We start from the raw sequence: 23832 nt of genomic DNA, 5'->3' as shown, positions 1-23832 counted from the left end.
ACGGAATCCGAAGACTTTTACTTATCAGAAAGGGTGACTTCCATGGCCCCGGAACTCGATGGACCACGCCGAAAAACGCGCACCATTATAATGATCCGGGCTCCGGAAGACTACTCACCGGCATGCCTACCCGGCGGCCGGATAACGAAAAAGTCCCGGAACGACCGGGACTTTTTAGACTGAACCAAAGATTTTTAGACTAAAGTCCTATGGACGAATCACGCCGTGGCCGGGAGATACCGATGACGGACACGGGACATGTACTGGAGGATTCGTACCACCTGACAGCTGTAACCGAACTCGTTGTCGTACCAGACATAGAGCACGGCCTGCTTGCCATCGGCGATGGTCGCCTTGGCATCAAGCACCCCTGCGTGGCGGTTGCCGACGAAGTCTGATGACACCACCTCCGGTGAATCGACGTAGTCGATCTGCTTGTGCATCGGTGAATGCAACGCCATTTGGCGAAGGTACTCATTGAGCGCAACGCGGTCGGTCCCCTTCTCCAGTGACAGGTTCAGAATCGCCATCGAGACATTGGGCGTCGGCACGCGAATCGCGTTGCCCGTCAACTTGCCCGATAGTGCCGGCAACGCCTTGGCAACCGCCTTGGCCGCACCGGTTTCCGTCAACACCATGTTGAGTGGCGCACTACGTCCACGCCGATCACCCTTGTGATAATTGTCGATCAGATTCTGGTCGTTGGTGTAGGAGTGCACGGTCTCGACATGGCCGTGTGCGATGCCGAACTCGTCGTCGATCGCTTTTAGCACCGGCACGATGGCGTTGGTGGTACACGACGCCGCAGAGACGATGCGGTCGTCGTCGCCGATGGTCTGATGATTGATGCCATGCACGATGTTCTTGAGGTCGCCCTTGCCCGGAGCGGTCAGCAACACCTTGGCAACACCCTTGGACTCCAGATGCTGCGCCAGCCCCTCTTTGTCACGCCACTTGCCGGTGTTGTCGACGACGATCGCGTTGTCGATGCCGTAGGCGGTGTAATCGATCTCGGCCGGTGAATCGGCGTAGATGATCCGGATGTAATGGCCGTTGGCGATCAGCGCGTGGTTGTCATGATCGATATCGATCGAGCCCGAAAACGGCCCGTGAACCGAATCGCGACGTAGCAGACTAGCTCGCTTCTCGAGGTCGTCGCCGCTGCCACGAACGACGATGGCACGCAGACGCAGCAGGTTACCGCCGCCGGCCTTCTCGATCATGATCCGTGCCAGGATACGACCGATACGTCCGAAGCCGTAGAGCACCACGTCCTGCGACTCGCCGCCCATGCCGCTACTGTCGTGGCCACCGATGATGTCGGCCAGCTCGCGCTCGAGAAACGCGACGACGTCGGTCTCGCCGGCGTTCTTGAACGCGACGCCCAGACGACCGATATCGATGTGTGCTGGCCCCAAATCCATCTCGCTCATGGCTCTTACCATCGGCAACGTATCGGCGATGGACAGTTCGGTCCCCTCGACCTTGCGGACATAACGATGATTCTTGAGGATCCGGGTCACGGAACGGTTGATCAACGAACGGCCGAACAGCGAGGGAATCACGTTGTAGTGGCGATAGAGCTTGCCGAGTAGCGGAATCATCTCTTCCGCGCGCGCCTCGTTGTCCTGCCATTCCTGGAAGACGGTATCGAGCTGTTCCTGACTCACAAGCGGGCCTCTCTCTGGTCGAATGGGCTGGTCAATGGTGTCGGCCGCATTCGGCGGCGTGGTCGGTCGTCCGGCTGGAGCGGAACGACATCGGACTGACCAAAAACCCGATTATTATCCGCATCCTACAGAACACCTCGCAATCTCTCCGTAGTCGCAGAGGTTGTAGTTTCACTACAAAGGTCGAAGATGAACGGGCGTGACAGGAAGACCGTTGCGAGAACCTGAACGGCCGCGGTGACAGCAAGAAATCGGACTCGACGCCCCCCGCTCAGCCGCAGCCTGCTATCATCCCCTCACGCAAATTCGTTCTTCGAAAGGCTCATGTCGCACTTCACACCGCTAGCCCCGCCTCTGCCCACCGGCACGCGCGAAACCACCTATTGCCAGCTGCCCCAGGGAAGCGCCATCGCGCTGACCCTTGCACGTCTGGCGGATGACGCGCCGCTTCTGGTAGTGACTCCGGATACGGCAAGTGCCCAGCGTCTCGAAAGCAACCTGGGGTTTTACTCCCGGGTACCGGTCATGCCGTTTCCCGATTGGGAAACGCTGCCCTATGACAGCTTCTCGCCCCATCAGGACATCGTCTCCGCACGACTCAGAACACTGCGGGAACTCCAGGAGGGCACGCAGGGAATCGTACTGGTTTCGGTCAATACCCTGATGCAGCGCCTGCCCCCGAGGGAGTACGTGGCCGGGCGCGTACTGACTCTGGCGACCGGTGATCGACTCGACCGGGAAAGCTTTCGCGAACGTCTCTCGCGGGCGGGTTATCGTGCGGTGGAAACCGTCTACGAGCCCGGCGAGTACGCCATGCGCGGCTCGCTGATAGATCTCTTCCCCATGGGTACCAGCGCCCCTCTGCGCATCGATCTGTTCGATGACGAGATCGACACGCTCAGGCGCTTCGATCCGGACACTCAGCGTACCCAGGACAAGATCGAACGCATCGATCTGCTACCGGCACACGAATACTCGCTGTCACGCTCGGCAATCGCGTGCTTTCGTGAAGGTTTCGAGACGCTGTTCGATGTCGACCCGCGGCAGTGCCCGCTATATGTCGATGCGATCAAGGGCATACCCTCCCCGGGACTCGAACAGTATCTGCCGCTGTTCTTCGAAGAGACCGCCACGCTGTTCGAGCATCTCGCCAGCGAGACTCGCATCGCCATGCTTCCAGATGTCTTCGAAGCCGCCGAGCACCATTGGCGATCGATCGAAGGCCGCTACGAGAACCTTGGCGTCGACCCCACTCGCCCGCTACTGCCACCGGCGAAGGCCTTCGTGCCCGCGGCAGAGGTGTTCGCCGCGATCAAGCAGCACCCGCGTCTCGAATTCGTGACGGATCCCCAGGCGCGCCACGTTGTCGCCAGTGCGACGCAGCCCCCGCCTGCGGTGGCGATCAACGCCCGGGCCCAGCACCCGCTGGCGACGCTGGAGACGTTCCTCAACGCCCACCGCGATCTGCGCATTCTGTTCGTCGCCGAGTCCCGCGGACGGCGAGAAGCCTTGGATGAGGCGCTGGCGCCGCTGCATCGAGATATTCCCCACATCGATGGCTGGCAGGATTTCCTGGACGGCAACCAATCTTTCGCGATCGCCGAGGGCGCCCTGGATGAAGGGCTCTGGCTGGGCGACCCCAACGTCGCGGTCGTTACCGAGACCGAGCTTTACGGCGATGTGGTGCGCCAGACCCGCCGCCGCGCCAAGGTGACCGACGACAACGAGCTGGCCGTGCGTCACCTCTCCGAGCTACGCCCCGGATCGCCGGTCGTTCACCAGCATCACGGCGTCGGTCGCTACATGGGGCTGGAAATGATCACTGCCGGCGGCCAGGCGGCGGAGTTCCTGGCTCTGGAATACGCTGGCGGCGCCAAGCTCTACGTGCCGGTCGATAACCTGCAGCTCATCTCCCGCTATGCCGGCGCCAGCGACGAGCTCGCCCCGCTGCATAAACTGGGCTCTGACACCTGGGACAAGGCCAGGAAAAAAGCCGCCGAGAAAATTCGCGACACCGCTGCCGAACTGCTCGACATCTACGCCCGCCGGGAAGCCCGGGAGGGTTTCGCCAGCGATATGCCCGGCGACGAATATCTGCGCTTCGCGGCCAGCTTTCCGTTCGAGGAGACCCCCGATCAGCACGCGGCCATCGAGGCGGTGATCGACGACATGACGGCGCCGCGTCCGATGGATCGGGTCGTCTGCGGCGATGTCGGTTTCGGCAAGACCGAAGTGGCGATGCGCGCAGCGTTCCTAGCGGTCAACTCCGGGCGCCAGGTCGTGGTTCTGGTTCCCACCACTCTGCTGGCCCAGCAGCACTACGACAACTTTCGTGATCGCTTCGCCGACACCGCGGTGCAGATCGAAATGCTGTCCCGCTTCACCGGCGCCAAGGAAGAAACCGACGCGCTGAAGCGCATGGCGGAAGGTCGTGCCGATATCGTGATCGGCACGCACAAGCTGCTCTCGCGATCGGTCAAGCTCTCCAACCTCGGCTTGATGATCATCGACGAAGAGCACCGCTTCGGTGTCGCCCAGAAGGAGCGCCTCAAGCAGCTCCGCGCCGAGGTCGATATCCTGACACTAACGGCGACCCCGATCCCGCGTACGCTCAACATGGCGATGAACGGGATCCGCGATCTTTCGATCATCGCGACGCCGCCGGCGCGCCGACTGTCGGTCAAGACTTTCGTGCAGCAGCGCAATGAACCGGTGGTCAAGGAGGCGCTGCTGCGTGAAATCCTGCGTGGCGGTCAGGTCTACTTCCTTCACAACGAAGTCAGGTCGATCGAGGCCAGCGCCGAAAAGATTCGCGAACTGGTGCCTGAGGCCCGCGTCGGCGTCGCCCACGGTCAGCTTCCCGAACGGGCGCTGGAGCGGGTCATGTCCGATTTCTACCACAAACGCTTCAACGTGCTGATGTGTTCGACCATCATCGAGACTGGCATCGACGTTCCCAGTGCCAACACCATCATCATCGAGCGCGCCGACAAGTTCGGCCTGGCCCAACTTCACCAGCTGCGCGGTCGCGTCGGCCGCAGTCACCATCAGGCCTATGCCTATCTGCTGACCCCGCCGCCCAAGGCGATGACCCGAGATGCGATCAAACGGCTCGAAGCCATCACCCAGAGCGACGATCTCGGCGCCGGCTTCACGCTCGCCAGTCACGATATGGAAATTCGCGGCGCGGGCGAGTTGCTCGGCGACGAGCAGAGCGGACAAATGGAAACCGTCGGCTACAGTCTCTACATGCAGATGCTCGATCGCGCGGTCAAGGCGATCCGGGCCGGCAAGACGCCCAATATCGAAGCCCCGCTCGACGAGGGCACGGAGATCAGCCTCAATCTCCCCGCGTTGATTCCGGACGACTACCTGCCGGACATTCAGCAGCGTCTGATCATGTACAAGCGCATCAGCAGTGCGGCCGACGAGAGCGCGCTCAAAGAACTGCAGGTGGAGATGATCGACCGCTTCGGTCTGCTCCCGCCGCCGCTCAAGACCCTGTTCCGGCAGACACGACTACGCCAGCGCGCCGAGCGGCTAGGCATCGCCAAGCTCGAGGCCGGCGCAGGGCGCGGCCGGGTGATTTTCGGCCCGGATCCGCAGGTCGATCCGATGACACTGGTCGAGCTGATTCAGCGACATCCGGGCGAGTACAAGCTCGACGGCGCCGACACGCTGCGCTTTCACGGGGAGATGGAGAAAGCGGAAGATCGCCTCAAGCGCATCGACGGGTTACTGGAAACCCTCAACCGCAAGGTCAAGGCGGCGTAAACCGACACCGCATGACACCACGAAAAAGCCAGCNNCGCTGGCTTTTTCGTCGCTGCCTTTCATGTCCCCCGAATCCGGACTTATCGACATGCCCCGAATCTATATGTTTCGAATCCTGGCCTATGCCGCCGTCAATCGAATCCGGGTGATTTCCGCCGGCGCGCCAAAGCGCATCGGCGGTCCCCAGTAACCGGTTCCGCGACTGGTATAGATCCACATCCGACCCTCCTTGCCCAGCCCCGCCAGAAACCGGTTGGCACGTCGCGCCAGCAGGCTCCACGGCCAAAGCTGACCACCATGGGTGTGACCGGAAAGCTGGAGATCAAACCCCGCTTCCGCGGCCTGGGGGGCCGAATTGGGCTGATGCGCCAACAATATCCGCATCATGCCTGACGGAATGTCCCGAGCGGCTGCCACGGGGTCACTTCGATGGACGGCGACGTAGTAGCCCGCCGACAGATCCGTGATGCCGGCGACGGCCAGCGTCGTGCCGTCATGTTCGACGTAGTGACACTCGTTGATCAGCACGCGCATTCCCTGCCGTCGAAATGCCGCAACCCAAGCTTCCGCTTCACTGTAGTACTCGTGATTGCCGGTCACGCAGAAGGTACCGTGCCGGGCGCTCAAGCTCGACAATGGCGCCACGTCCTCTTCCAGCTCTGCGACACGACCGTCGGTCAGATCGCCGGTGATCGCCACCAGATCCGGCGCCAGCGTGTTGACCCGTTCGACGATACGGCGCAGATGTTTGCGCTTGATCGTGGGGCCAACGTGCAAGTCACTTAGCTGAACGATGACGAATCCGTCCAATGCAGGCGGAAGATCGTCCAGCGGCACTGATATCTCGACAGTGCGCGGCACTCGTCTCGCCTCCCACAGGGCATAGCCGGACAGCAGGAGCGTTGCCGCCAGCACCATCCATGCACTGGCCTGAACCGCCAAGCTCGGCGAGACGGCAACCAGACTCCAGGCCACCAGCAGGATGTCGCGCAATAGGGTGAGCTGAAGCAGAAACGAGAATATGCCGGCCATCAATGCCACCGGCCAGGCCAGCCAGCGCCCATTGAGCCAGGTCACCCTCACCACCAACGGAATCATGATCGCGCTGGCCAACAAATAGCCACTGCCAACCAGCCATCCCCAGATCCCCGCCGAGAGATCAGGCAGCAGTCGCCAGCCAATGTACCCATGAAGCACCAGCAGGAGCAGTCGCAACCGCAGGAAGGATCGGTGATGTCGCAAGCTCGGGCATTCCTTGTATCAAAAGGGCAAAGTGTCAAATGGGCGAACAATCAGGCATGCCAGAATCGGCACTCCAAAATAGCCGTCGGTGGCGTTGGCCGCAAAGCCGGGCGTTGCGCTATCCTCCACGGTCGCGGCGGCGTCCCGTGCCACCGCAATTTCACCTGCCTGGAGCCGATGTCCGCATGAGCTACGCCACTGGCCTTTCGCGCCTACCGTTACGCAACGCCGCCTTCATTGCCAGTCTCTGCCTGCTGATCGTTTCCGTCATCGGGCTCGCATCTTCATCGAACTGGTGGTGGGGAGTCATCATCTTCGGCGGTCTTTCATGGCTCGGATTTCACGATACCCGCCAGAAACGCCGCACCGTCAGCCGAAACTATCCGATTCTGGCCCACTGCCGCTACATTCTCGAATCGATCGGCCCTGAAATTCGTCAATACTTCATCCAGTCTGACCTCGACGAGCGTCCGTTCTCCCGGGAACAGCGCGCCGTGGTCTATCAGCGAGCCAAGAACGAGAGCGACAAGAAGCCGTTCGGCTCGCTGATCGACATGTATGCCCCGGGGCACGAGTGGATCAATCACTCACTACGGCCAACCCATATCGACGACAGCGACTTTCGTGTCCAGATCGGTGGCAACCTGTGTAGCCAGCCCTACTCCGCCAGCGTATTCAATGTCTCGGCAATGAGCTTCGGCTCGCTCTCGGGCAATGCCATTGAGTCGCTCAACGCCGGCGCCCGCAAAGGCCGCTTCTATCACGATACCGGCGAGGGCTCGATCTCTCGTTACCACCGAATTCATGGCGGAGATCTGGTGTGGGAGATCGGCTCCGGTTACTTCGGCTGCCGCTACGACGACGGCAGCTTCAATGAAGAGCGTTTCGCCGCCAATGCGCGCGACGAACAGGTCAAGATGATCGAAATTAAGCTATCACAGGGGGCGAAACCGGGCCACGGCGGCATCCTGCCCGCCGCCAAGGTGACGGCCGAAATCGCAGAGGCCCGCGAGGTACCCGTGGGTGAGGACGTGATCTCACCGGCCGGCCATAGCGCCTTCTCCACGCCGCTGGAACTGATGGCCTTCATAGGCCGGCTGCGCGAACTCTCCGGTGGCAAGCCGGTCGGCTTCAAGCTGGCGATCGGCCATCCGTGGGAGTGGTTCGCGATGGCCAAGGCGATGCGCGAGACCGGCCAGCGCCCCGACTTCATCGTCGTCGATGGTGGCGAAGGTGGCACCGGCGCGGCACCGTTGGAGTTCATCAACCGCCTGGGCGTGCCGCTGACCGAAGCATTGATGCTGGTGCACAACACGCTCGTCGGCGCAGGACTGCGCGAAGAGATCAAGATCGGCGCCGCCGGCAAGATCACCTCCGGGTTCAACATCGCGCGCACCCTGGCGCTAGGCGCCGACTGGTGCAACGCCGCGCGCGGCTTCATGTTTTCGCTGGGCTGTATTCAAGCGCTCAACTGCCATTCCGACAAATGCCCCAGCGGTGTGGCAACCCAGGATCCCAAGCGCAGCCGCCATCTGGACGTCGCCGACAAATCCGAACGGGTCTACAACTTTCACCACAACACGCTCAAAGGCCTGGCCGAGATGCTGGCCGCGGCAGGTCTGCAACACCCTGCGGAGCTCGGCCCGGAGCATATCATCCGCCGGGTCTCCACCGACGAGATCCAATCCTACGACAAGCTGTTCACCTTTCTGCAGCCGGACGAGCTGCTCAACGGCAACAGTCAGCACACGGTGTTCCAGAACTACTGGGAAGAGGCCCGCTCGGACTCTTTTCTGCCCCCGGCCCAGCTCGCAGAGCTACGCCTGACCAAACTGCGCTGAGCGGCCGCACGGAGGACACGGAGGCTCCGCATCAGGATTCGGCAATGCCGTGACCCGCGCTGGGCACCGCCCAGCGCTCTTCCGCCGTGAATAGCGTCTCGACGATCACCGGTGCCGACACTTCACGTACGCTGGCGTCTAGTGTTGCCCGCCACTCGTCCGCCTGCTCGATGGACAACGGATGGGCCTCGTCAAGCACCACGTGAACGGTGACATAGAGCAGCCTGCCCGGCCGCACCATGCGGATATAGATGGCCCGGGTGGGAAGTGGCGCCAGCGCCCCGAGAATCGATGCCCGCACGGGATCGACCACGGCCGCTCGCGGAGACCGGTTCAAAAGCTCCAGAATCGCGCTTCTGGCCACGCGCACCGGCACCCCCAGGCACAGTAGCACCACGGCGATCACCAGCCAGGCATCCACGTAGGGCACGATAGCGTGCCAGCCAAGTGCTCTCGCCACGGGGATCAGGCAGAAAGCCAACAGCACCGCCGCCGAGATTAGTGCGTTGACCCGCCAGTTCTCGATATCGGCTTCCAGCAACGGGCTGCGGATATGACCACTGACTCGATGTAGCACGAGAGCGGTCAGCGCGCAGGCCGCCGTGGCCAGAAAGGCGTAGACGATGGAGATACCCGCCGCGATCGTATTGCCGCCGGTCAACAGCGCAGTGACGGAATTGAACAGCGCCAGGGCGGAGACGCCCAGCATCAACAAGCCCTTGCAGGCGTTGACCATCGATTCGAAATAGCCGTAACCGAAGGGGTAAGTGTCATCGTCCGGTGAGATGACCAGGCGCCCGACCCGTAGTGTGAAGAGCCCGACCACGGCATAGATCGCATTGAACAGGCCGTCGAGCAGGATCGCCTGAGAGGAAGACAGCACCGAGACCGTCAACGCCACCACGCCAATGGCCGCAGCCACGATCGTCGAGAGGCGAAGCGCACCGCTCTCCGTCTTCGGCCAGCCAGTCGCCATCAGTGTCCCTCCAGAATTGACCGCGACCAACGTCGCGCACCGTCGAACCGACAGTGAACCTAGAACCCCGCAGCGGCGCTCGCGATCTGTATAATGCCGCCCCAAGACTCTCAACCTCTCGCTGCAGGAGCCGCAAGCTCGATGGCCAACTTTGCCTGGATAATCTCGATGCTCGCGATGACCATCGCCTTCCCCACGTTCTTCATCTTCAGCGCCACACGCCGGCGCGGCCTGTTGGTAATCGCGTTGACATCGGTCGTCATCGCTGTCATCGCGGCACTGATCGCAGGTCTGGCGCTGTAGGGTCGCTGGTCTGGCGCTGAGGAGTCGCGTCGTTCAGTCAGCGTAATCCGGAGCGAGACGATCGAGGCGACGGCGCACGCTGGCCAGGTGAAGCCGGGCACTCTCGGGATCTTCCAACCGCATCTGCGCCGCCGTGCTGGCGGCAACAGCCGGGTCCACCGACAGCACTTCCCGGCCGGAGCTCATCGCCTTGAGCTGCACTTCCGCAGCACGCTCCAGAAAGTAGAGATCATCCCAGGCCTCGGCGATCGTCGGCGCCGTGACAATTACGCCATGATGGCGCAGAAAGACGACGTCGGCATCGCCCAAGGCAGCGGCGATTCGATCGCCCTCCGTGCTGTCCAGCGCGAGACCGTTATAGCGGTCATCCACCACCGTACGGCCGTAGAACTTGAGTGCAGTCTGTCCCGCCCACAGCAGGGGCTCGCCCTCCGTCATGGTCAATGCCGTGGCATTGGGCATGTGGGTGTGAAATGCCGCCCGCCCAGCCGGCTTGTTAAGATGCAGACGCGCGTGGATATGGAACGCCGTCGCTTCAGGGTAACCGGCGCCGGACAGCACATGCCCGTCGAAATCGCAGATCAGCAGACTCGAGGCCGTGACCTCCTCAAAGGCCAGCCCGTAGGGATTGACCAGGAACTGGTCATCCCGGCCCGGCACCATCGCCGAGAAGTGATTACAGATGCCTTCGCCCATCCCCAGAGATGCAGCCATTCGGAAACAGGCCGCGAGATCCCGCCGCGCTTCCCGAATCGCTTCGCTATCGAGCGACGGGTCATCGAGCGTCGTTCTAGCGACAGCCTCGGAGCCAGCGCCGACCGCCACCGACGTCGTTAATGGTTGAGCCATCGAAATGTCTCCAGAGCGGCTCGTGGCGAGCCGGATCGAAAGGAGGCTGCGCGAAGACGGGCAGCAAGTCGGTTATGACCGTAGATTCCACCGATCTAGTGGACCTTGAACTCTAGTGGAGCGGCGGACCTGATGGAGCTTGAGTCCTAGTGGACGGTCGCCGGCTCGTCTTCAGACGATTCCTCTTCATCGCCCTCCCACAGGTGGGTGCGAGTAATCGCGTGATCGAGCATCTCGCGAGCCACATCGAAGCGGCTGCGGCGCAGCAGCTCGACGGCCTCCTCGGAAAAGCGGATCGAGACGAGTGGCTCGCCGGTCGCTTCCGCCGGCCGCAGCACCACTTCTCCGTCGGCAAGTTCGACGATTTCCAGAATCGCGGTATCGGACACGGCTCACCTCTCTGTTCGTTCGATGCTATTCGTTCTGAACTATTCATTTTATGGCCGTGGCAGTAACGGCTCCACTAAAAGACAAGACCAATAAAAAACGACCAGAGCCTGAGCCCCGGTCGTTATCATCTATCTTCAGGCTAACACGGTCAGCCCATCCCAGTCACCATTCGCTGCTACCCTCACGCAGCGAGGGCAACAGCGTCTTGAACTCTCGATGACACCAGCGCAACGTCTCTGCCAACATCGGCTCTCCTGCGCTAGCAATCAGCCGGCGCGGCGCCTCGCGGCGCGCGGCACCCTCGTCACCATGCAGTGCCCGCAACCGCTCCAGCAATATGGCCAGCCAGCTCTCGGGCTCATCGGCCAATGTCCGCAGCCGCTCAAGCTCAGCGACATGAATCGTGGTCGCCTGCAGCCAGGCCCGCCAGTCATCGTGCGTTAGGTCGGTATGCTCTGTTACTTCGCGAAGCAACGCATTCAAGGCCAGCTCCAGTTGCCCCAGCGCCGCCTCTTCCAACGCCATCCGACGCGCCGTCGCATGTTCGTCGCGATCCGGCTTCTGCGCCTCGACCATCCCGAGCGTCAATAGCAGCTCTGCTTGATAAAGCAGCTGATTGGTTCGGGCCGGCGAGGTCATTTACGCTTGTCCTCAACCTGCCAACGACCCGCTTCGAACGTCGCGCGCCAGCCGGTCGCCTTGCCGTCTTCGTCGGTCATCACGAACTGGCTCTTGGCCTTGCGCGAGAAGCGAATCTGCGCCGGCCGCCCATCCGGATCTTCACTCGGCGCCTCGAGCAGGAAATGATACTTCTCGGGAAGCGCATCGGCGTGAGCTTTCAACTCTCTGACCAGCGGTGGCCGGGTTTCCCGATTCTTGGGGAACTGGCTGGCGGCCAGGAACAGGCCGCTGGCGCCGTCTCGCAGCACGTAATGATCCTCGACTTTCTGGCAAGCCAGCTCCGGCATTGGAATCGGATCCATCTTGGGCGGCGCAACTTCGCCACTTTTCAGCAGTTTGCGAGTATTCCCGCACTCATCGTTGGTGCAGGCGAAATACTTCCCGAATCGCCCGCTCTTGAGCTGCATTTCGGAGCCACACTTATCACACTCGATCACCGGGCCGTCATAGCCCTTGATCCGGAATCGGCCCTGCTCGATCTCGTAATAACCATCGTCGTCGTTACTGATGTAGAGCTTGCGCCCCTCGTCAATCAGATAGCTGTCCATCGCCGTGCCGGTGTTCGGGTTTCGTCGCTTGGCGCGCAGCGCATCGGTCTCGGCGGCCTCGTCAGCCTCCTCCGGCACCGCTTCGTCCCCCGGGATCAAGTCGATGGTTGTCTTGCAGCGCTCCTTGGGCGGCAGGTTGTAGCCGGAACAACCCAGAAACACGCCGGTCGAAGCGATGCGAATCTGCATCGGACGGCCACAGGTCGGGCAGGTAATGTCGGTCTCGACCGGGTCGTTGGGACGCATGCCCTCTTCGCCCTCGGCGAGTTCCAGCTTACACTTGAAATCGGCGTAGAACGCATCGAGCACTTGCTGCCATTGCTCGTGTCCTTCAGCGACCTCATCGAGACGATCTTCCATCCGCGCGGTGAAACCGTAGTCGAGAAGATCGTTGAACGACTCCACCAGACGATCGGTAACGATCTCTCCGAGTTTCTCGGCATAAAATCGTCGATTGTCGAGCTTGGCGTAACCTCGGTCCTGAATGGTGGAAATGATCGCCGCATAGGTCGACGGGCGACCAATGCCCCGCTTCTCCAGTTCCTTGACCAGACTGGCTTCGGTGTAGCGCGCCGGGGGCTTGGTGAAATGCTGTTGCGGATCGATCTGCTCGACCTGCAGCGTGGCACCTTCCTCGATGTCCGGCAGTTGTGCCTGATCGTCCTTCTTTGCCATCGGCTTCATCACGCGGGTGTAACCATCGAACTTGAGCACCCGGCCACGCGCCTTGAGCTCGAAACCATCGGTCTCGATGGTCAGCGTCGTCGCGAGATATTGTGCCGGCACCATCTGACAGGCCACGAACTGACGCCAGATCAGTTCATAGAGACGCTGTGCGTCACGCTCGACAGCAAGTTCATCGGCCCGCTGCTTGACGTTGGACGGCCGGATGGCCTCGTGGGCTTCCTGGGCGTTCTGCTTGCTCGAGTAGCGAATCGACGACTCCGGCAGGTAGCGCTCGCCGAATTCGGCCTGAATATAGTCACGCACGCCGGCGACCGCATCCTGGGACAGGTTGGTCGAATCGGTACGCATATAGGTAATGTAGCCGCCCTCGTAGAGCCGCTGGGCCAGCGTCATCGTCTTCTTGACCGAGTAGCCAAGACGGCCACTGGCTGCCTGTTGCAGGGTCGAGGTGATGAACGGCGCGTTGGCCTTAGAGCTGGTCGGCTTGGTTTCACGGCTGGTGATGTCGAATGCATCCCGACGCAGCGGCGCGATACGTTCCAGGGTTTCCTTCTCCGACGTGGGGCGGAAAGCCTCTCCCTTCTCGCGGGCCACTTCGAAACGGACCGGCTCTCCGTCGGGCGTGATCATGTCCGCGTGAACGTCCCAGAACTCTTCCGGATTGAACGCCCGAATGTCGCGTTCGCGATCGACGATCAGGCGTACCGCCACCGACTGCACGCGGCCGGCCGAGAGCCCGCGAGCGACCTTGCTCCAGAGCAGCGGGGAAACCATGAAACCGACCACACGATCGAGAAAACGACGACTCTGCTGCGCCTCGACACGGGCAATGTTGAGCGTACCGGGCTGCTTGAAAGCTTCCTGGATGGCGTTCTTGGTAATCTCGTTGAACACGACACGCTTGTAACGCGAGTCATCGCCGCCGATGGTCTCTTTCAAATGCCAGGCGATCGCCTCCCCTTCGCGGTCCAGATCGGTCGCGAGATAGATGGTGTCGCTCTTGTCGGCGAGCTTCTTGAGCTCGTCCACCACCTTTTCCTTGCCTGGCAGGATCTCGTAGTTGGCCCGCCAGCCATGTTCGGGATCGATCCCCATACGCCGAATCAACTGATCCCATTGCTTCTGCTTCTTGTAGACGACCTTGTCGTCCGGCGACATCTTGCGGGTTATCGCCGCCTGTCTCGCCCGCTCCTTGGGATCGCTGGCCTGCTTGGAAGAACCACTGGTCGGCAGATCACGGATATGCCCGACACTCGACTTCACTACGAAATCGTTGCCGAGATACTTGTTAATGGTCTTGGCCTTGGCCGGTGACTCAACGATAACCAGTGACTTGCCCATAGCTCTCCTGCTTCTTTTATAGAGTGCGGCGAATTTTATTCAGCACGACAAATTCCACCCAGCACGACAAATTCTACTAGGCGCCGCAAATTTTGCAGAACGCCGCGAACTCGCAGCATACGGCGACGCCGACCGCTGGCGTGTCTGGCGACAGAAAACGGGGCCGACCGGAAAATCCGCCTACCCTACCCTAGCCGTTCTCGGGGCGCCAGCCGAAGCTTGACTTCCGCCGATCTTGACGGCGGCGCATCATTGGCCCTTCATGATGGGGCTTCGCGCCGGGATTCCAAGCTTGAGAATGCGGCACCATCTCGCGCCTTTCCGACTTCGCGTCGATGTCGCATCGCGGGACTGGCACGCTACACTTGCGTAAAATGGTGCCGAAGACAACGCGTCATTGTCATGACATGCTGACGTGATGAATTGGTGGCGCCTGCGTTGATCGCTTGTCATCGGCTCTTGTCGACCACGACGCTTCGGACAAGATGATCACCATGTTGTAAAATCACCACATGTCTCCGCCGCGGTATCGCTTCTCATGTTTTGACGCGTCGGGATGACTCACTCAGCTACCGGGAGAATCTCTATGCAGCAAGCGTTTCACGGCCCGATTCGTCGCACCAAGATCGTCGCTACCCTGGGTCCCGCCACCGATCGCGAGGGCGTACTGGATGCCATCATCGAAGCCGGCGTCGATGTCGTCCGGCTGAACTTCTCCCACGGCAACCCCGAAGACCACCGTCGACGGCTCACGGCAGTACGTGAAGCAGCCGAACGCCAGGGCCGTGCGGTAGCGGCACTCGGCGATCTCCAAGGCCCCAAGATCCGAATCGCTCGCTTCGCCGCCGAAGGTGGGGTCAAGCTCGAGAAAGGCCAATCTTTCTTGATCGACGTCTCACTGGAGCGCGATGCCGGCGACAGTGATCGGGTCGGCTGCGATTACGCCGAGCTGGCCGACGATGTCACCGTCGGCGATACCTTGTTGCTGGATGATGGCCGCCTGGTACTGGAAGTCGAGCGCATCGAAGGCCCGCGAATTTTCACCAAGGTCAAGGTTGGCGGCAAGCTGACCAACAACAAGGGCATCAACAAGCAAGGCGGTGGCCTTTCCGCAGCGGCGCTGACGGACAAGGACAAGGAAGATCTGAAGACGGCGATCGATATCGGCGTCGACTATCTCGCGGTTTCCTTCCCGCGCAGCGGCGCCGATATGCAGTACGCTCGTGAGCTGCTTGGAGAAGCGGGTCAGGAGATCGGCCTGGTCGCCAAGATCGAACGTGCCGAAGCCGTCGCCGACCCGGAAACCCTCGACGACATCATTCGTGCCTCGGAAGCGGTGATGGTGGCTCGCGGCGATCTCGGCGTCGAGATTGGCGATGCCCAGCTGATTGGTGTGCAGAAGCGCATCATCGCGCGCGCGCGCACCCTCAACAAGGTGGTCATCACCGCGACCCAGATGATGGAGTCGATGATCGAGTCGCCACTGCCGACTCGCGCCGAAGTGTTTGACGTCGCCAATGCGGTTCTCGATGGCACCGATGCTGTCATGCTGTCGGCGGAAACCGCCGCCGGTGACTACCCTGTCGAAACCATCCGCGCCATGGACCGGTCTTGCCTGGGCGCGGAACGAGAGCGCGCAGCACAGCAATCCCAGCATCGTATCCATGAAGGCTTCTCACGCATCGACGAGACCGTGGCGCTGTCCGCCATGTACGCCGCTAATCACCTCTCCGGCGTGGTCGCCATTACCTGTTTGACCGCTACGGGTTATACGCCGCTGATCGCTTCACGCATTCGTTCGGGCCTGCCAATCGTCGCCCTGGCCGAAACCCCGTTGGTACAGCGCCGAATGGCACTCTATCGCGGCGTCGTATCGCTGGTCTTCGACAGCTCTCGCTTCCCGCTGACCGAAATCAACGCTGGTGCGATCAAGGAACTGGTCAGTCTCGGGCTAGCCAGCAAAGGCGATCACGTCATCCTGACCAGAGGCGATCATATGAACGCCCATGGCGGGACCAACACCATGAAGATCATTCAGGTCGAGGAGTAAGTCGAAGTCTCGCTACTGCGGCAAAGGTCGACTGAAACAAAAACGCGGAGCCTAGGCTCCGCGTTTTTTTATCATATCAATGCTGATTCCATCGCCGGCTCACGTCGTTGCTAGATCTCGCTCAGGCTATTCGATCTCGACCAAAACTTCGCCCGGCGTGACGCGATCGCCCTTGGCCACGTGGACCGCCTTGACGGTGCCCCCGATCCGCGCCTGCACTTCCGTTTCCATTTTCATGGCCTCGGTAATCAGTACGGCCTGGCCTTCCTTGACGCTGTCACCCTCGGCCACCAGCACGTCGACGATATTGCCCGGCATCGACGTCGTGACGTGCCCCGGCGAGCTGGCCTTGGCACGTCCGCCGCTCTTGCCTTCCTGAACGAACTCGTCCTTGGCCTCGAACACGACTTCTTCGGGCATGCCATCGAGGGTCAGGTAGACGCGACGCTTGCTGCCACTGCTGCTGCCGACGCCGGTAATCTGCACCTCATAGGATTCCCCGTGAACGTCGATGACGAACTCGGTCGGCACGCCTTCGGAAACCGGACGACTAGCGCCACCCGCGGCTTCTGCAGCCGGAATCGCTTCCGGCACCAGAGTCCCGTCGCGTCGTCCTTGCAGATATTCCCGCCCCAGGTCCGGGAACATCGCGAACGTCAGCACGTCCTCCTCGCATCCGGCAAGCTCGCCGATATCGGTCTTCAGCTTGGCCATTTCCGGTTTGAGCTGGTCGGCGGGCCGTCCTTCGTCCACGGGTTCGTTGCCGATCGCCTTGCGCCGCACTTCCGCATTCACCTCGGCCGGAGGCTGACCATAGCCACCCAGCAGATAACGTTTCACCTCATTGGTGATCGATTTGTAGCGCTCCCCGGTCAACACGTTCATGGCCGCCTGTGTCCCGACGATCTGCGAGGTCGGTGTTACCAGCGGCGGATAACCGAGATCGGCGCGAACCTTGGGAATCTCGTCGAAGACATCCTGTATCCGGCCCAGCGCGTTCTGCTCCTTCATCTGATTGGCCAGGTTCGACATCATGCCACCCGGCACCTGCCAGATCTGTACACTGACATCCTCGCGGGTGTACTCGCTCTCGAAAGCCGCGTACTTCTTGCGAACTTCGCGAAAGTAATCACCGACGTCCTTGAGCGCTACCAGATCCAGTCCGGTGTCGTAGGGCGTCTCCTGGAACGCCGCCACCATGGCTTCGGTGGACGGGTGGCTGGTACCGCCAGCGAAAGCCGAGATGCAGGTATCGATATGCCGACACCCCGCCTCCACGGCCTTCATCTGGCTCAACGACGCGAGGCCGGACGTGGCGTGCGCATGCAGATGAATCGGCACATCCACGGCCTCGACCAGAGCTTCCACCAGCTCTCCCGTGGCGTAGGGAGTCAGCAGACCGGCCATGTCCTTGATCGCGATCGAATCCGCGCCCATGTCGACCAGACGTTTGGCCTGCTCGACATACATATCACGCGTGTGAACGGGGCTGACGGTATAACAGATCGTGCCCTGAGCGTGTTTGCCACTCGCCTTGACCGCCTTCATCGCGGTTTCAAGGTTGCGCAGATCGTTCAGCGCATCGAACACTCGAAAGATATCGATCCCGTTGTCGGCCGAGCGCGCGACGAATCGTTCGACCACGTCGTCCGCATAGTGGCGATAGCCGAGCAGATTCTGGCCACGCAACAGCATCTGCAACGCCGTATTGGGCAGCGCTTCCCGTAGCGACTGCAAGCGCTCCCACGGGTCCTCCTTGAGAAAGCGCACACAGGCATCGAACGTGGCACCGCCCCAGACTTCAAGCGAATGAAAACCGATGGCGTCGAGCTTGGCGCAGATCGGCAGCATGTCTTCGGTTCGCATGCGCGTGGCGATCAGCGACTGATGCCCATCACGCAGGACGACGTCACTGACCCTGACGGATGAGGCGTTGGTGTTGTTCATTTCTTTCTCCTGATCCTGATTCTGGTCCATTCCGCGTATTCAGAGTGCGATTTATTCATAGCACGGCATATTAGAGTTAAACGTGTTCAGCGCCGGACGCTTCAGAGCCCCGCATGAGCGGCGATGGCCGCCGCGATCGCTAAAGCGACCTCCTCCGGATTGCGTTTGACGGAGTAGTTGAGCAATTCGGGATGCGCGGGAACGAACCCGGTATCGAAATGGCCGGCACGAAATTCGGGATGCCGCAGAATTTCCTGATAATACGGTGCCGTGGTCTTTACGCCCTGCAGGCGCATGTCATTGAGCGCACGAATACCGCGGTTGAGCGTCTCTTCCCAGGTCATGCCCCAGACGATCAGCTTGAGACACATCGAATCGAAGTATGGGGGAATCGTATAGCCGGTATAGATCGCCGTGTCCGTCCTCACGCCGGGCCCGCCCGGGGCGTAATAGCGCGTGATGCGCCCGAAACTCGGCAGAAAGTCGTTCTTGGGATCCTCGGCATTGATCCGGAACTGGATGGCATAGCCCTGGTGACGAATATCCTCCTGGCGGCAGGCCAATCGCTCTCCGGCGGCGACGCGCAGCTGCTCACGGACGATATCGACGCCGGTAATCGCTTCGGTAATGGTGTGCTCGACCTGGACCCGAGTGTTCATCTCCATGAAGAAGACTTCGTTGTCCTTGACCAGAAATTCCACGGTGCCGGCGTTTTCGTAATTCACGGCCTGGGCGGCGCGCACCGCCATCTTGCCGACGTAGCTGCGCTGCTCCGGGGTCAGCTGCGGGCTGGGGGCAATTTCGATCAATTTCTGGTTACGCCGCTGGATCGAGCAGTCGCGCTCGAACAGATGAATGACGCCGCCGTGACTATCCGCCAGCACCTGGACTTCGATATGCAGCGGGTCGACCACGCACCTCTCCATGAACACCTCGGCGCTGCCGAACGCCTTGGTCGCTTCGGAGATCACCCGATCCCAGGCCTGCCCCAGTTGATCCCGCGTATCGCAACGCCGAATGCCGCGCCCACCACCGCCGGAAGTCGCCTTGAGCATGATCGGGTAGCCGATCTCCTCGGCGACGGTCAGTGCCTCGTCGAGATCGGCTAGATTACCCTCGGAACCGGGCGTGACCGGCACACCCGCCTCACGCATGGCCGCTCGAGCCGCGGTCTTGTCGCCCATCTTGGCAATGACCTCGGCGCTCGGGCCCACAAAGGCAATCCCGGCCTGGCTACAGATCCGGGCAAACTCGGCGCTCTCCGACAGAAACCCATAACCGGGATGAATGGCGTCACACCCCGTCTCCCGAGCCAGGCTGACGATACCCCGTGGGTCGAGATAGCCTGCAAGCGGCTCTTCGCCCATGAAATACGCCTCGTCCGCGCCTTTGACGTGTAACGAAAACCTATCGGGCTCGGTGTAGATTGCCACTGAACGGATGCCCATTTCGGCGCAGGCTCGTACAATACGCACGGCGATCTCGCCGCGGTTGGCGATAAGCAGTTTCTTGAACACCGTTTGGCCTCCGGGTTGCACGTGGACAGGTCGTTCATCTCTCCTTCTACGCTAGCCACCCGAGACCCAATAGAAAAATTGATATTTCTTTGCCAACCTATAAGCTCAACCTTATACCTGACCTCGAGAGCGTGCTGAATGTCGCGACCCAACCTGCTCAATCGACTGACGTTCCGTCAGCTCCAGGTCTTCCAGGCCGTTCATCGCCAGCAATCCTATTCGCGTGCCGCCGAGCAGCTCGGGTTGACGCAACCGGCCGTCAGCGCCCAAATTCGGCAGCTCGAACAGGCACTCGCTCAGCCGTTGTTCAAGTACGCGGGTAAAACGCTACATATTCTGCCGGCTGCCGATGCACTGGCCGCCTCGACACAGTCGATCTTCGGGCAGGTTTCGAGTTTGCAGATGGAGCTGTCGGAGCTGGCCGGCACGATTCGAGGCGAACTTAATCTCGCAGCCGTCTCCACCGCACAATATGTGGTGCCCCATATCCTGGCCCGCTTCCGTGCTCGCTATCCGGAGGTTCAGATTCGGCTGCGCGTCTGCAACCGGGCCCAGGCGCTGGAAAGGCTGGCAGAAAGGCGGGATGATCTGGTGATCATGGGCATGGTGCCAGACGACCCTAATCTGGTGTTCATGCCCATTCTGGACAATGAATTGATTCCGGTCGTCTGGCCGGGCCATCCACTAGTGACGGCCGACAGGGCAACGCTCGAGGATTTCGCGCGACACTATCTGCTGATGCGGGAGCCGGGTTCCGGCGCGCGAACGGCATTCGAGGATTTTGCCGCGAGGGAGCGTATTTCCTTGCACCATACCATCGAGCTCGGTACCAACGAGGCCATCAAACAGGGCGTGATGGCCCATCTCGGCGTCGCCGTGCTACCGCGTCTGGCAGTGCAACTGGAGCTGGCCTCCGGACTGCTGGCGAGCCCGACCATCCCCGGTTTCCCACTGAGACGCTCATGGTGCACGGTCTATCCCAAGGATCGATACCCCACGCCGGTGACGGAGCTGTTCCTGCGTTTCGTACGCGAGCTACTGCCGGAGCTAAATGCTCACTTTCGTGCGCCGATGACCCCGATCGAGACGCCCACCTTGCTGTGCCTCCCCGCCGAAGACAGTTAGCCAGCGTCATCGACCGGGGCTACAGGTGCTTCACGCAGGCGTGCCTGAGCGCGCAACACGTGCAACTGAATCAACTCCTCGGCCTGGGCCGCAAGCAGCTTCAGCCGATCCATATCGGTATCCTCGAAGGCTCGCGGCAGCGTGCCTATCAGGCATAGCGTTCCCACACAGACGTCCGGCGCCACGAATAGCGGAAATCCAGCGTAAAACCGGATGAAAGGCGATCCCGTCACCAGCGGATTGTCCGAAAACCGGGGATCCCGCAGTGCGTTGTTGACCACCATCGGCTGCCCATCGGCAACGACATGCCCACAGAACGAGATCCGTCGCGGCGTCTCGCAAACCTTGAGCCCCTGACGCGATTTGAACCACTGACGATCCTCGTCGATCAGCGTGATCATCGACATCGGGACATCGAAGATCTGCGTCGCCAACTCGGTCAGTCGATCGAAACCTTTATCAGCGTCCGAATCGAGCAATTGAAGATCGCGCAAGGCAATCAGACGTGCTGTTTCTTCGCGAGGAATATCCGGTGCAATCATAATGCGAACTCTTTAGAACCGAGAAAACGATCGGGGGATCATGAGAAAGCTGTCGAGCCGCTTGCCAAGCGACCTCATTGATACGCCGATGACGAGCCACCGGATGCATCGCCGGTGGAATTGACGAGCTGCACATTCGAACCGGGCGAAACAAAACGGGTCTGCCGGTAATCCGGCAGACCCGTCCATATGTCCATGACGTCGATCCTGAACCTCTGGACTTATTTTACCTCGACGCCATGCGCCTGCTTGTCGGCATGATAGGAAGAGCGTACCAACGGCCCCGATGCGACATGCTTGAAACCCAGCGCCCTAGCCTGCTCGGCGAACCAGTCGAAGGTATCGGGATGTACCCAGCGATCGATCGCCAAGTGGTTGCGTGAAGGCTGCATGTACTGGCCCAGCGTCAGCATATCGACATCATGCGCACGTAGATCGCGCATCACCTCGATGACCTGATCGTCGGTCTCGCCGACCCCAAGCATCAAACCCGATTTGGTCATCACTTCCGGACGACGGGCCTTGTAACCTTTCAACAAATCCAGCGACCATTGATAGTCCGCACCGGGACGCACCTTACGATAAAGCGAAGGGACGGTTTCCAGGTTATGGTTGAAGACGTCTGGAGCCTCTCCTTCCAGAATGTCGAGAGCCACCTGCATACGACCACGAAAATCGGGCACCAGCACTTCGATCTCGATATTCGGGCTATCACGACGAATCTCGCGGATGCAGTTGGCAAAATGCTGCGCCCCGCCATCGCGCATGTCGTCACGATCGACAGAAGTTACCACCACATAGTTGAGCCGCATTTCGGCAATGGCTTCGGCCAGCTCGCGAGGCTCGTTTTCGTTGAGCGCGTTGGGGCGTCCATGTGCCACGTCGCAGAACGGGCAGCGGCGGGTGCAGATATCACCCATGATCATGAAGGTCGCCGTGCCACCACTGAAACATTCACCAAGATTGGGACACGAGGCTTCTTCACAGACCGTATGCAGCCCGTGCTTGCGCAGCGTCTGCTTGATATGCGTGACCTGCGGAGAAACCGGCATGCGCACGCGCAACCAATCCGGTTTTTTCGGCAGCGTTTCGGTCGGAATGACCTTGACGGGGATCCGCGACACCTTGTCGGCTCCGCGCAACTTGACGCCGCGCTCGGCGCGGGCCGGCTTCTTGGTTTCGGGCGTTGACATGACGGTCGTCTCGGTCATAGGTCCCTTCCTGATAGTCGTAGAACGCCGATAGCTAGGTAGTCGCTAACGGTTCAAAAGCCTGTGGCGGCTCAAAAGCCTGAGGCCATCGCGTCTGCACGTCGAGCGTCGCAGACAGCCGCCGCGCAAAACATGCCGCCAGCTGCTCGGCCTCGCAAGTCAATGAGAGCGGTCCGGACACATGGTTGCGTAACTGCGTCATCGCGAGGCCGGCATAGCCACACGGGTTGATCCGCGCGAATGGCGACAGATCCATATCGATATTGAGAGCAACGCCGTGAAAGCTGCAGCCCCGACGAATGCGCAGCCCCAAGGAAGCGATCTTTTCCGCACCGACATAGACACCGGGCGCATCCGCTCGGGCTTTCGCATCGATGTCATGCATCGCCAGTAGATCGATAACCGCATTCTCGAGCAACGTCACCAGCTCCCGCACGCCAAGCCCCCGCCGGCGCACATCGAGTAGCGGATAGAGCACAACCTGGCCGGGGCCATGATAGGTCACCTGACCGCCACGATCACTGGCGACGACGGGAATATCTCCCGGAGTCAACAGATGTTCCGGCTTGCCGGCACGCCCTTGGGTGAAGACCGGCTCGTGCTCGACCAGCCACAGCTGATCCGGCGACTCGGCCGTGCGCTCGTCGGTGAAGCGCGACATCGCTTGCCACACCGGCAGATAGGGCTGACGCCCGAGACGATAGAGCGGAAGCGACGACATTAGTGTCACAGCACCATGTGAACGCGGCCGGTAGCCTTCAGATCCTGGAACAACGCATCTAGTTGCGCCTCCCCAGTGGCATGAATGACGGCACGGATCGACTGGAAGCGCGCGTTGCGACTGTCGGTCAGTTTGACCGATGCCGGATCGAAGCCTGGTGCGTGGCGTGCGATCACCTCGCTGACAGCCGACACGAAGTCCTCGGCGGCATCGCCGACCACCCGTATGGGATAATCGCAAGGAAACTCGACTTTGGGCCGGGGAAGATCGACATCATTCGGCGTCTGGGATCCTCGGCTCTTGGGCTTTTGAAGCTTGGGTCTCTGGGTCATGGCATTCAGACACTGCAATCGATTTCCGACCATTCTACTCAACATTAACCCGCTCACCAACTGATGCCAGTCGAGAGTGGACCGT

19 protein-coding genes are annotated in these 23832 nt (G+C 60.9%); 5 read left to right on the top strand and 14 right to left on the bottom strand.

Annotated features, from left to right (window positions below; translation table 11 throughout):
- Window positions 1-218: 218 nt before the first annotated feature.
- Complete coding sequence (locus tag DOM27_RS10385; protein WP_110655922.1) at window positions 219-1670, bottom strand: glyceraldehyde-3-phosphate dehydrogenase; 1452 nt, start codon at window positions 1668-1670, stop codon at window positions 219-221.
- A gap of 324 nt (window positions 1671-1994) precedes the next feature.
- Here DOM27_RS10385 and mfd point away from each other — a divergent pair, with 324 nt between their 5' ends.
- A complete protein-coding gene (gene mfd / locus DOM27_RS10380; protein WP_110655921.1) occupies window positions 1995-5444 on the top strand; it encodes a transcription-repair coupling factor in 3450 nt (1149 codons plus the stop codon).
- Window positions 5445-5564: 120 nt separating this feature from the next.
- Here mfd and DOM27_RS10375 read toward each other — a convergent pair whose 3' ends face one another.
- Window positions 5565-6686, bottom strand: a complete 1122-nt coding sequence (locus tag DOM27_RS10375) for a metallophosphoesterase (protein ID WP_223162320.1) — start codon at window positions 6684-6686, stop codon at window positions 5565-5567.
- Between the two features lie 185 nt (window positions 6687-6871).
- On the opposite strand from DOM27_RS10375, the gene DOM27_RS10370 reads away from it, so the two are divergent.
- Window positions 6872-8527 carry an FMN-binding glutamate synthase family protein gene (locus DOM27_RS10370; RefSeq protein ID WP_110655920.1) on the top strand — a complete coding sequence of 552 codons (1656 nt, stop codon included), beginning with the start codon at window positions 6872-6874 and terminating at the stop codon, window positions 8525-8527.
- Between the two features lie 31 nt (window positions 8528-8558).
- Here the strand turns inward: DOM27_RS10370 and DOM27_RS10365 are convergent, their stop codons facing one another.
- Entirely contained in the window at window positions 8559-9503 is a 945-nt protein-coding gene (locus tag DOM27_RS10365; protein ID WP_110655919.1) for a cation efflux transmembrane domain-containing protein, read from the bottom strand.
- Between the two features lie 141 nt (window positions 9504-9644).
- On the opposite strand from DOM27_RS10365, the gene DOM27_RS17890 reads away from it, so the two are divergent.
- A complete protein-coding gene (locus tag DOM27_RS17890) occupies window positions 9645-9806 on the top strand; it encodes a hypothetical protein (protein ID WP_157956749.1) in 162 nt (53 codons plus the stop codon).
- Window positions 9807-9839: 33 nt separating this feature from the next.
- On the opposite strand, the gene DOM27_RS10360 is transcribed toward DOM27_RS17890, so the two are convergent.
- From DOM27_RS10360 to topA, 4 genes are all read right to left on the bottom strand, one after another.
- Window positions 9840-10655 carry an aldolase gene (locus DOM27_RS10360; protein ID WP_110655918.1) on the bottom strand — a complete coding sequence of 272 codons (816 nt, stop codon included), beginning with the start codon at window positions 10653-10655 and terminating at the stop codon, window positions 9840-9842.
- Window positions 10656-10801: 146 nt separating this feature from the next.
- The gene (locus DOM27_RS10355) at window positions 10802-11044 is read right to left on the bottom strand and encodes a hypothetical protein (RefSeq protein WP_110655917.1); all 243 of its coding nucleotides are present in this window, start codon (window positions 11042-11044) and stop codon (window positions 10802-10804) included.
- 163 nt (window positions 11045-11207) lie between these two features.
- Window positions 11208-11684 carry a DUF6586 family protein gene (locus tag DOM27_RS10350; protein WP_110655916.1) on the bottom strand — a complete coding sequence of 159 codons (477 nt, stop codon included), beginning with the start codon at window positions 11682-11684 and terminating at the stop codon, window positions 11208-11210.
- Window positions 11681-14302 (bottom strand): type I DNA topoisomerase, encoded by a 2622-nt coding sequence (gene topA / locus DOM27_RS10345; RefSeq protein WP_110655915.1) that lies wholly within the window; start codon window positions 14300-14302, stop codon window positions 11681-11683. Before topA ends, DOM27_RS10350 begins: the two co-directional genes overlap by 4 nt.
- Window positions 14303-14888: 586 nt before the next feature.
- Here topA and pyk point away from each other — a divergent pair.
- Entirely contained in the window at window positions 14889-16352 is a 1464-nt protein-coding gene (gene pyk, locus DOM27_RS10340; protein WP_110655914.1) for a pyruvate kinase, read from the top strand.
- A 126-nt stretch (window positions 16353-16478) separates the two neighbouring features.
- Here pyk and oadA read toward each other — a convergent pair whose 3' ends face one another.
- Both oadA and DOM27_RS10330 read right to left on the bottom strand, forming a co-directional pair.
- Window positions 16479-18299, bottom strand: coding sequence for a sodium-extruding oxaloacetate decarboxylase subunit alpha (gene oadA, locus DOM27_RS10335; RefSeq protein WP_110655913.1), 1821 nt, complete (start codon window positions 18297-18299; stop codon window positions 16479-16481).
- 101 nt (window positions 18300-18400) lie between these two features.
- Window positions 18401-19816 carry an acetyl-CoA carboxylase biotin carboxylase subunit gene (locus tag DOM27_RS10330; RefSeq protein WP_110655912.1) on the bottom strand — a complete coding sequence of 472 codons (1416 nt, stop codon included), beginning with the start codon at window positions 19814-19816 and terminating at the stop codon, window positions 18401-18403.
- Window positions 19817-19954: 138 nt separating this feature from the next.
- On the opposite strand from DOM27_RS10330, the gene DOM27_RS10325 reads away from it, so the two are divergent.
- Window positions 19955-20941, top strand: coding sequence for a LysR family transcriptional regulator (locus tag DOM27_RS10325; protein WP_110655911.1), 987 nt, complete (start codon window positions 19955-19957; stop codon window positions 20939-20941).
- Here the strand turns inward: DOM27_RS10325 and DOM27_RS10320 are convergent.
- From DOM27_RS10320 to DOM27_RS10305, 5 genes are all read right to left on the bottom strand, one after another.
- The gene (locus DOM27_RS10320) at window positions 20938-21483 is read right to left on the bottom strand and encodes a GAF domain-containing protein (RefSeq protein ID WP_110655910.1); all 546 of its coding nucleotides are present in this window, start codon (window positions 21481-21483) and stop codon (window positions 20938-20940) included. The genes DOM27_RS10325 and DOM27_RS10320 overlap by 4 nt on opposite strands.
- A gap of 74 nt (window positions 21484-21557) precedes the next feature.
- On the bottom strand, window positions 21558-21680 hold the full coding sequence (locus DOM27_RS18205) for a hypothetical protein (RefSeq protein WP_280952138.1): 123 nt from the start codon (window positions 21678-21680) through the stop codon (window positions 21558-21560).
- A gap of 24 nt (window positions 21681-21704) precedes the next feature.
- Window positions 21705-22694 carry a lipoyl synthase gene (lipA, locus tag DOM27_RS10315; RefSeq protein ID WP_223162319.1) on the bottom strand — a complete coding sequence of 330 codons (990 nt, stop codon included), beginning with the start codon at window positions 22692-22694 and terminating at the stop codon, window positions 21705-21707.
- Window positions 22695-22728: 34 nt separating this feature from the next.
- Window positions 22729-23415: a lipoyl(octanoyl) transferase LipB gene (gene lipB, locus DOM27_RS10310; RefSeq protein WP_110655909.1), complete on the bottom strand. Its 687-nt coding sequence runs from the start codon at window positions 23413-23415 to the stop codon at window positions 22729-22731.
- Window positions 23416-23420: 5 nt separating this feature from the next.
- Window positions 23421-23747, bottom strand: coding sequence for an HP0495 family protein (locus tag DOM27_RS10305; protein WP_110656433.1), 327 nt, complete (start codon window positions 23745-23747; stop codon window positions 23421-23423).
- Window positions 23748-23832 lie beyond the last annotated feature (85 nt).

It is taken from the genome of Salinicola halimionae (assembly GCF_003206065.1).
GTDB classification, from domain to species: Bacteria; Pseudomonadota; Gammaproteobacteria; order Pseudomonadales; family Halomonadaceae; genus Salinicola; species Salinicola halimionae.
This window is presented reverse-complemented; position numbering and strand designations above follow the sequence as displayed.

Bases quoted from the DNA above. Each gene is read 5' to 3' on its own strand.
- mfd (WP_110655921.1), top strand. From the start codon at position 1,995: ATGTCGCACTTCACACCGCTAGCCCCGCCTCTGCCCACCGGCACGCGC.
- DOM27_RS10370 (WP_110655920.1), top strand. From the start codon at position 6,872: ATGAGCTACGCCACTGGCCTTTCGCGCCTACCGTTACGCAACGCCGCC.
- DOM27_RS10365 (WP_110655919.1), bottom strand. From the start codon at position 9,503: ATGGCGACTGGCTGGCCGAAGACGGAGAGCGGTGCGCTTCGCCTCTCG.
- DOM27_RS17890 (WP_157956749.1), top strand. From the start codon at position 9,645: ATGGCCAACTTTGCCTGGATAATCTCGATGCTCGCGATGACCATCGCC.
- DOM27_RS10360 (WP_110655918.1), bottom strand. From the start codon at position 10,655: ATGGCTCAACCATTAACGACGTCGGTGGCGGTCGGCGCTGGCTCCGAG.
- DOM27_RS10350 (WP_110655916.1), bottom strand. From the start codon at position 11,684: ATGACCTCGCCGGCCCGAACCAATCAGCTGCTTTATCAAGCAGAGCTG.
- topA (WP_110655915.1), bottom strand. From the start codon at position 14,302: ATGGGCAAGTCACTGGTTATCGTTGAGTCACCGGCCAAGGCCAAGACC.
- pyk (WP_110655914.1), top strand. From the start codon at position 14,889: ATGCAGCAAGCGTTTCACGGCCCGATTCGTCGCACCAAGATCGTCGCT.
- oadA (WP_110655913.1), bottom strand. From the start codon at position 18,299: ATGAACAACACCAACGCCTCATCCGTCAGGGTCAGTGACGTCGTCCTG.
- DOM27_RS10325 (WP_110655911.1), top strand. From the start codon at position 19,955: ATGTCGCGACCCAACCTGCTCAATCGACTGACGTTCCGTCAGCTCCAG.
- DOM27_RS10320 (WP_110655910.1), bottom strand. From the start codon at position 21,483: ATGATTGCACCGGATATTCCTCGCGAAGAAACAGCACGTCTGATTGCC.
- DOM27_RS18205 (WP_280952138.1), bottom strand. From the start codon at position 21,680: ATGGACATATGGACGGGTCTGCCGGATTACCGGCAGACCCGTTTTGTT.
- lipA (WP_223162319.1), bottom strand. From the start codon at position 22,694: ATGACCGAGACGACCGTCATGTCAACGCCCGAAACCAAGAAGCCGGCC.
- lipB (WP_110655909.1), bottom strand. From the start codon at position 23,415: ATGTCGTCGCTTCCGCTCTATCGTCTCGGGCGTCAGCCCTATCTGCCG.
- DOM27_RS10305 (WP_110656433.1), bottom strand. From the start codon at position 23,747: ATGACCCAGAGACCCAAGCTTCAAAAGCCCAAGAGCCGAGGATCCCAG.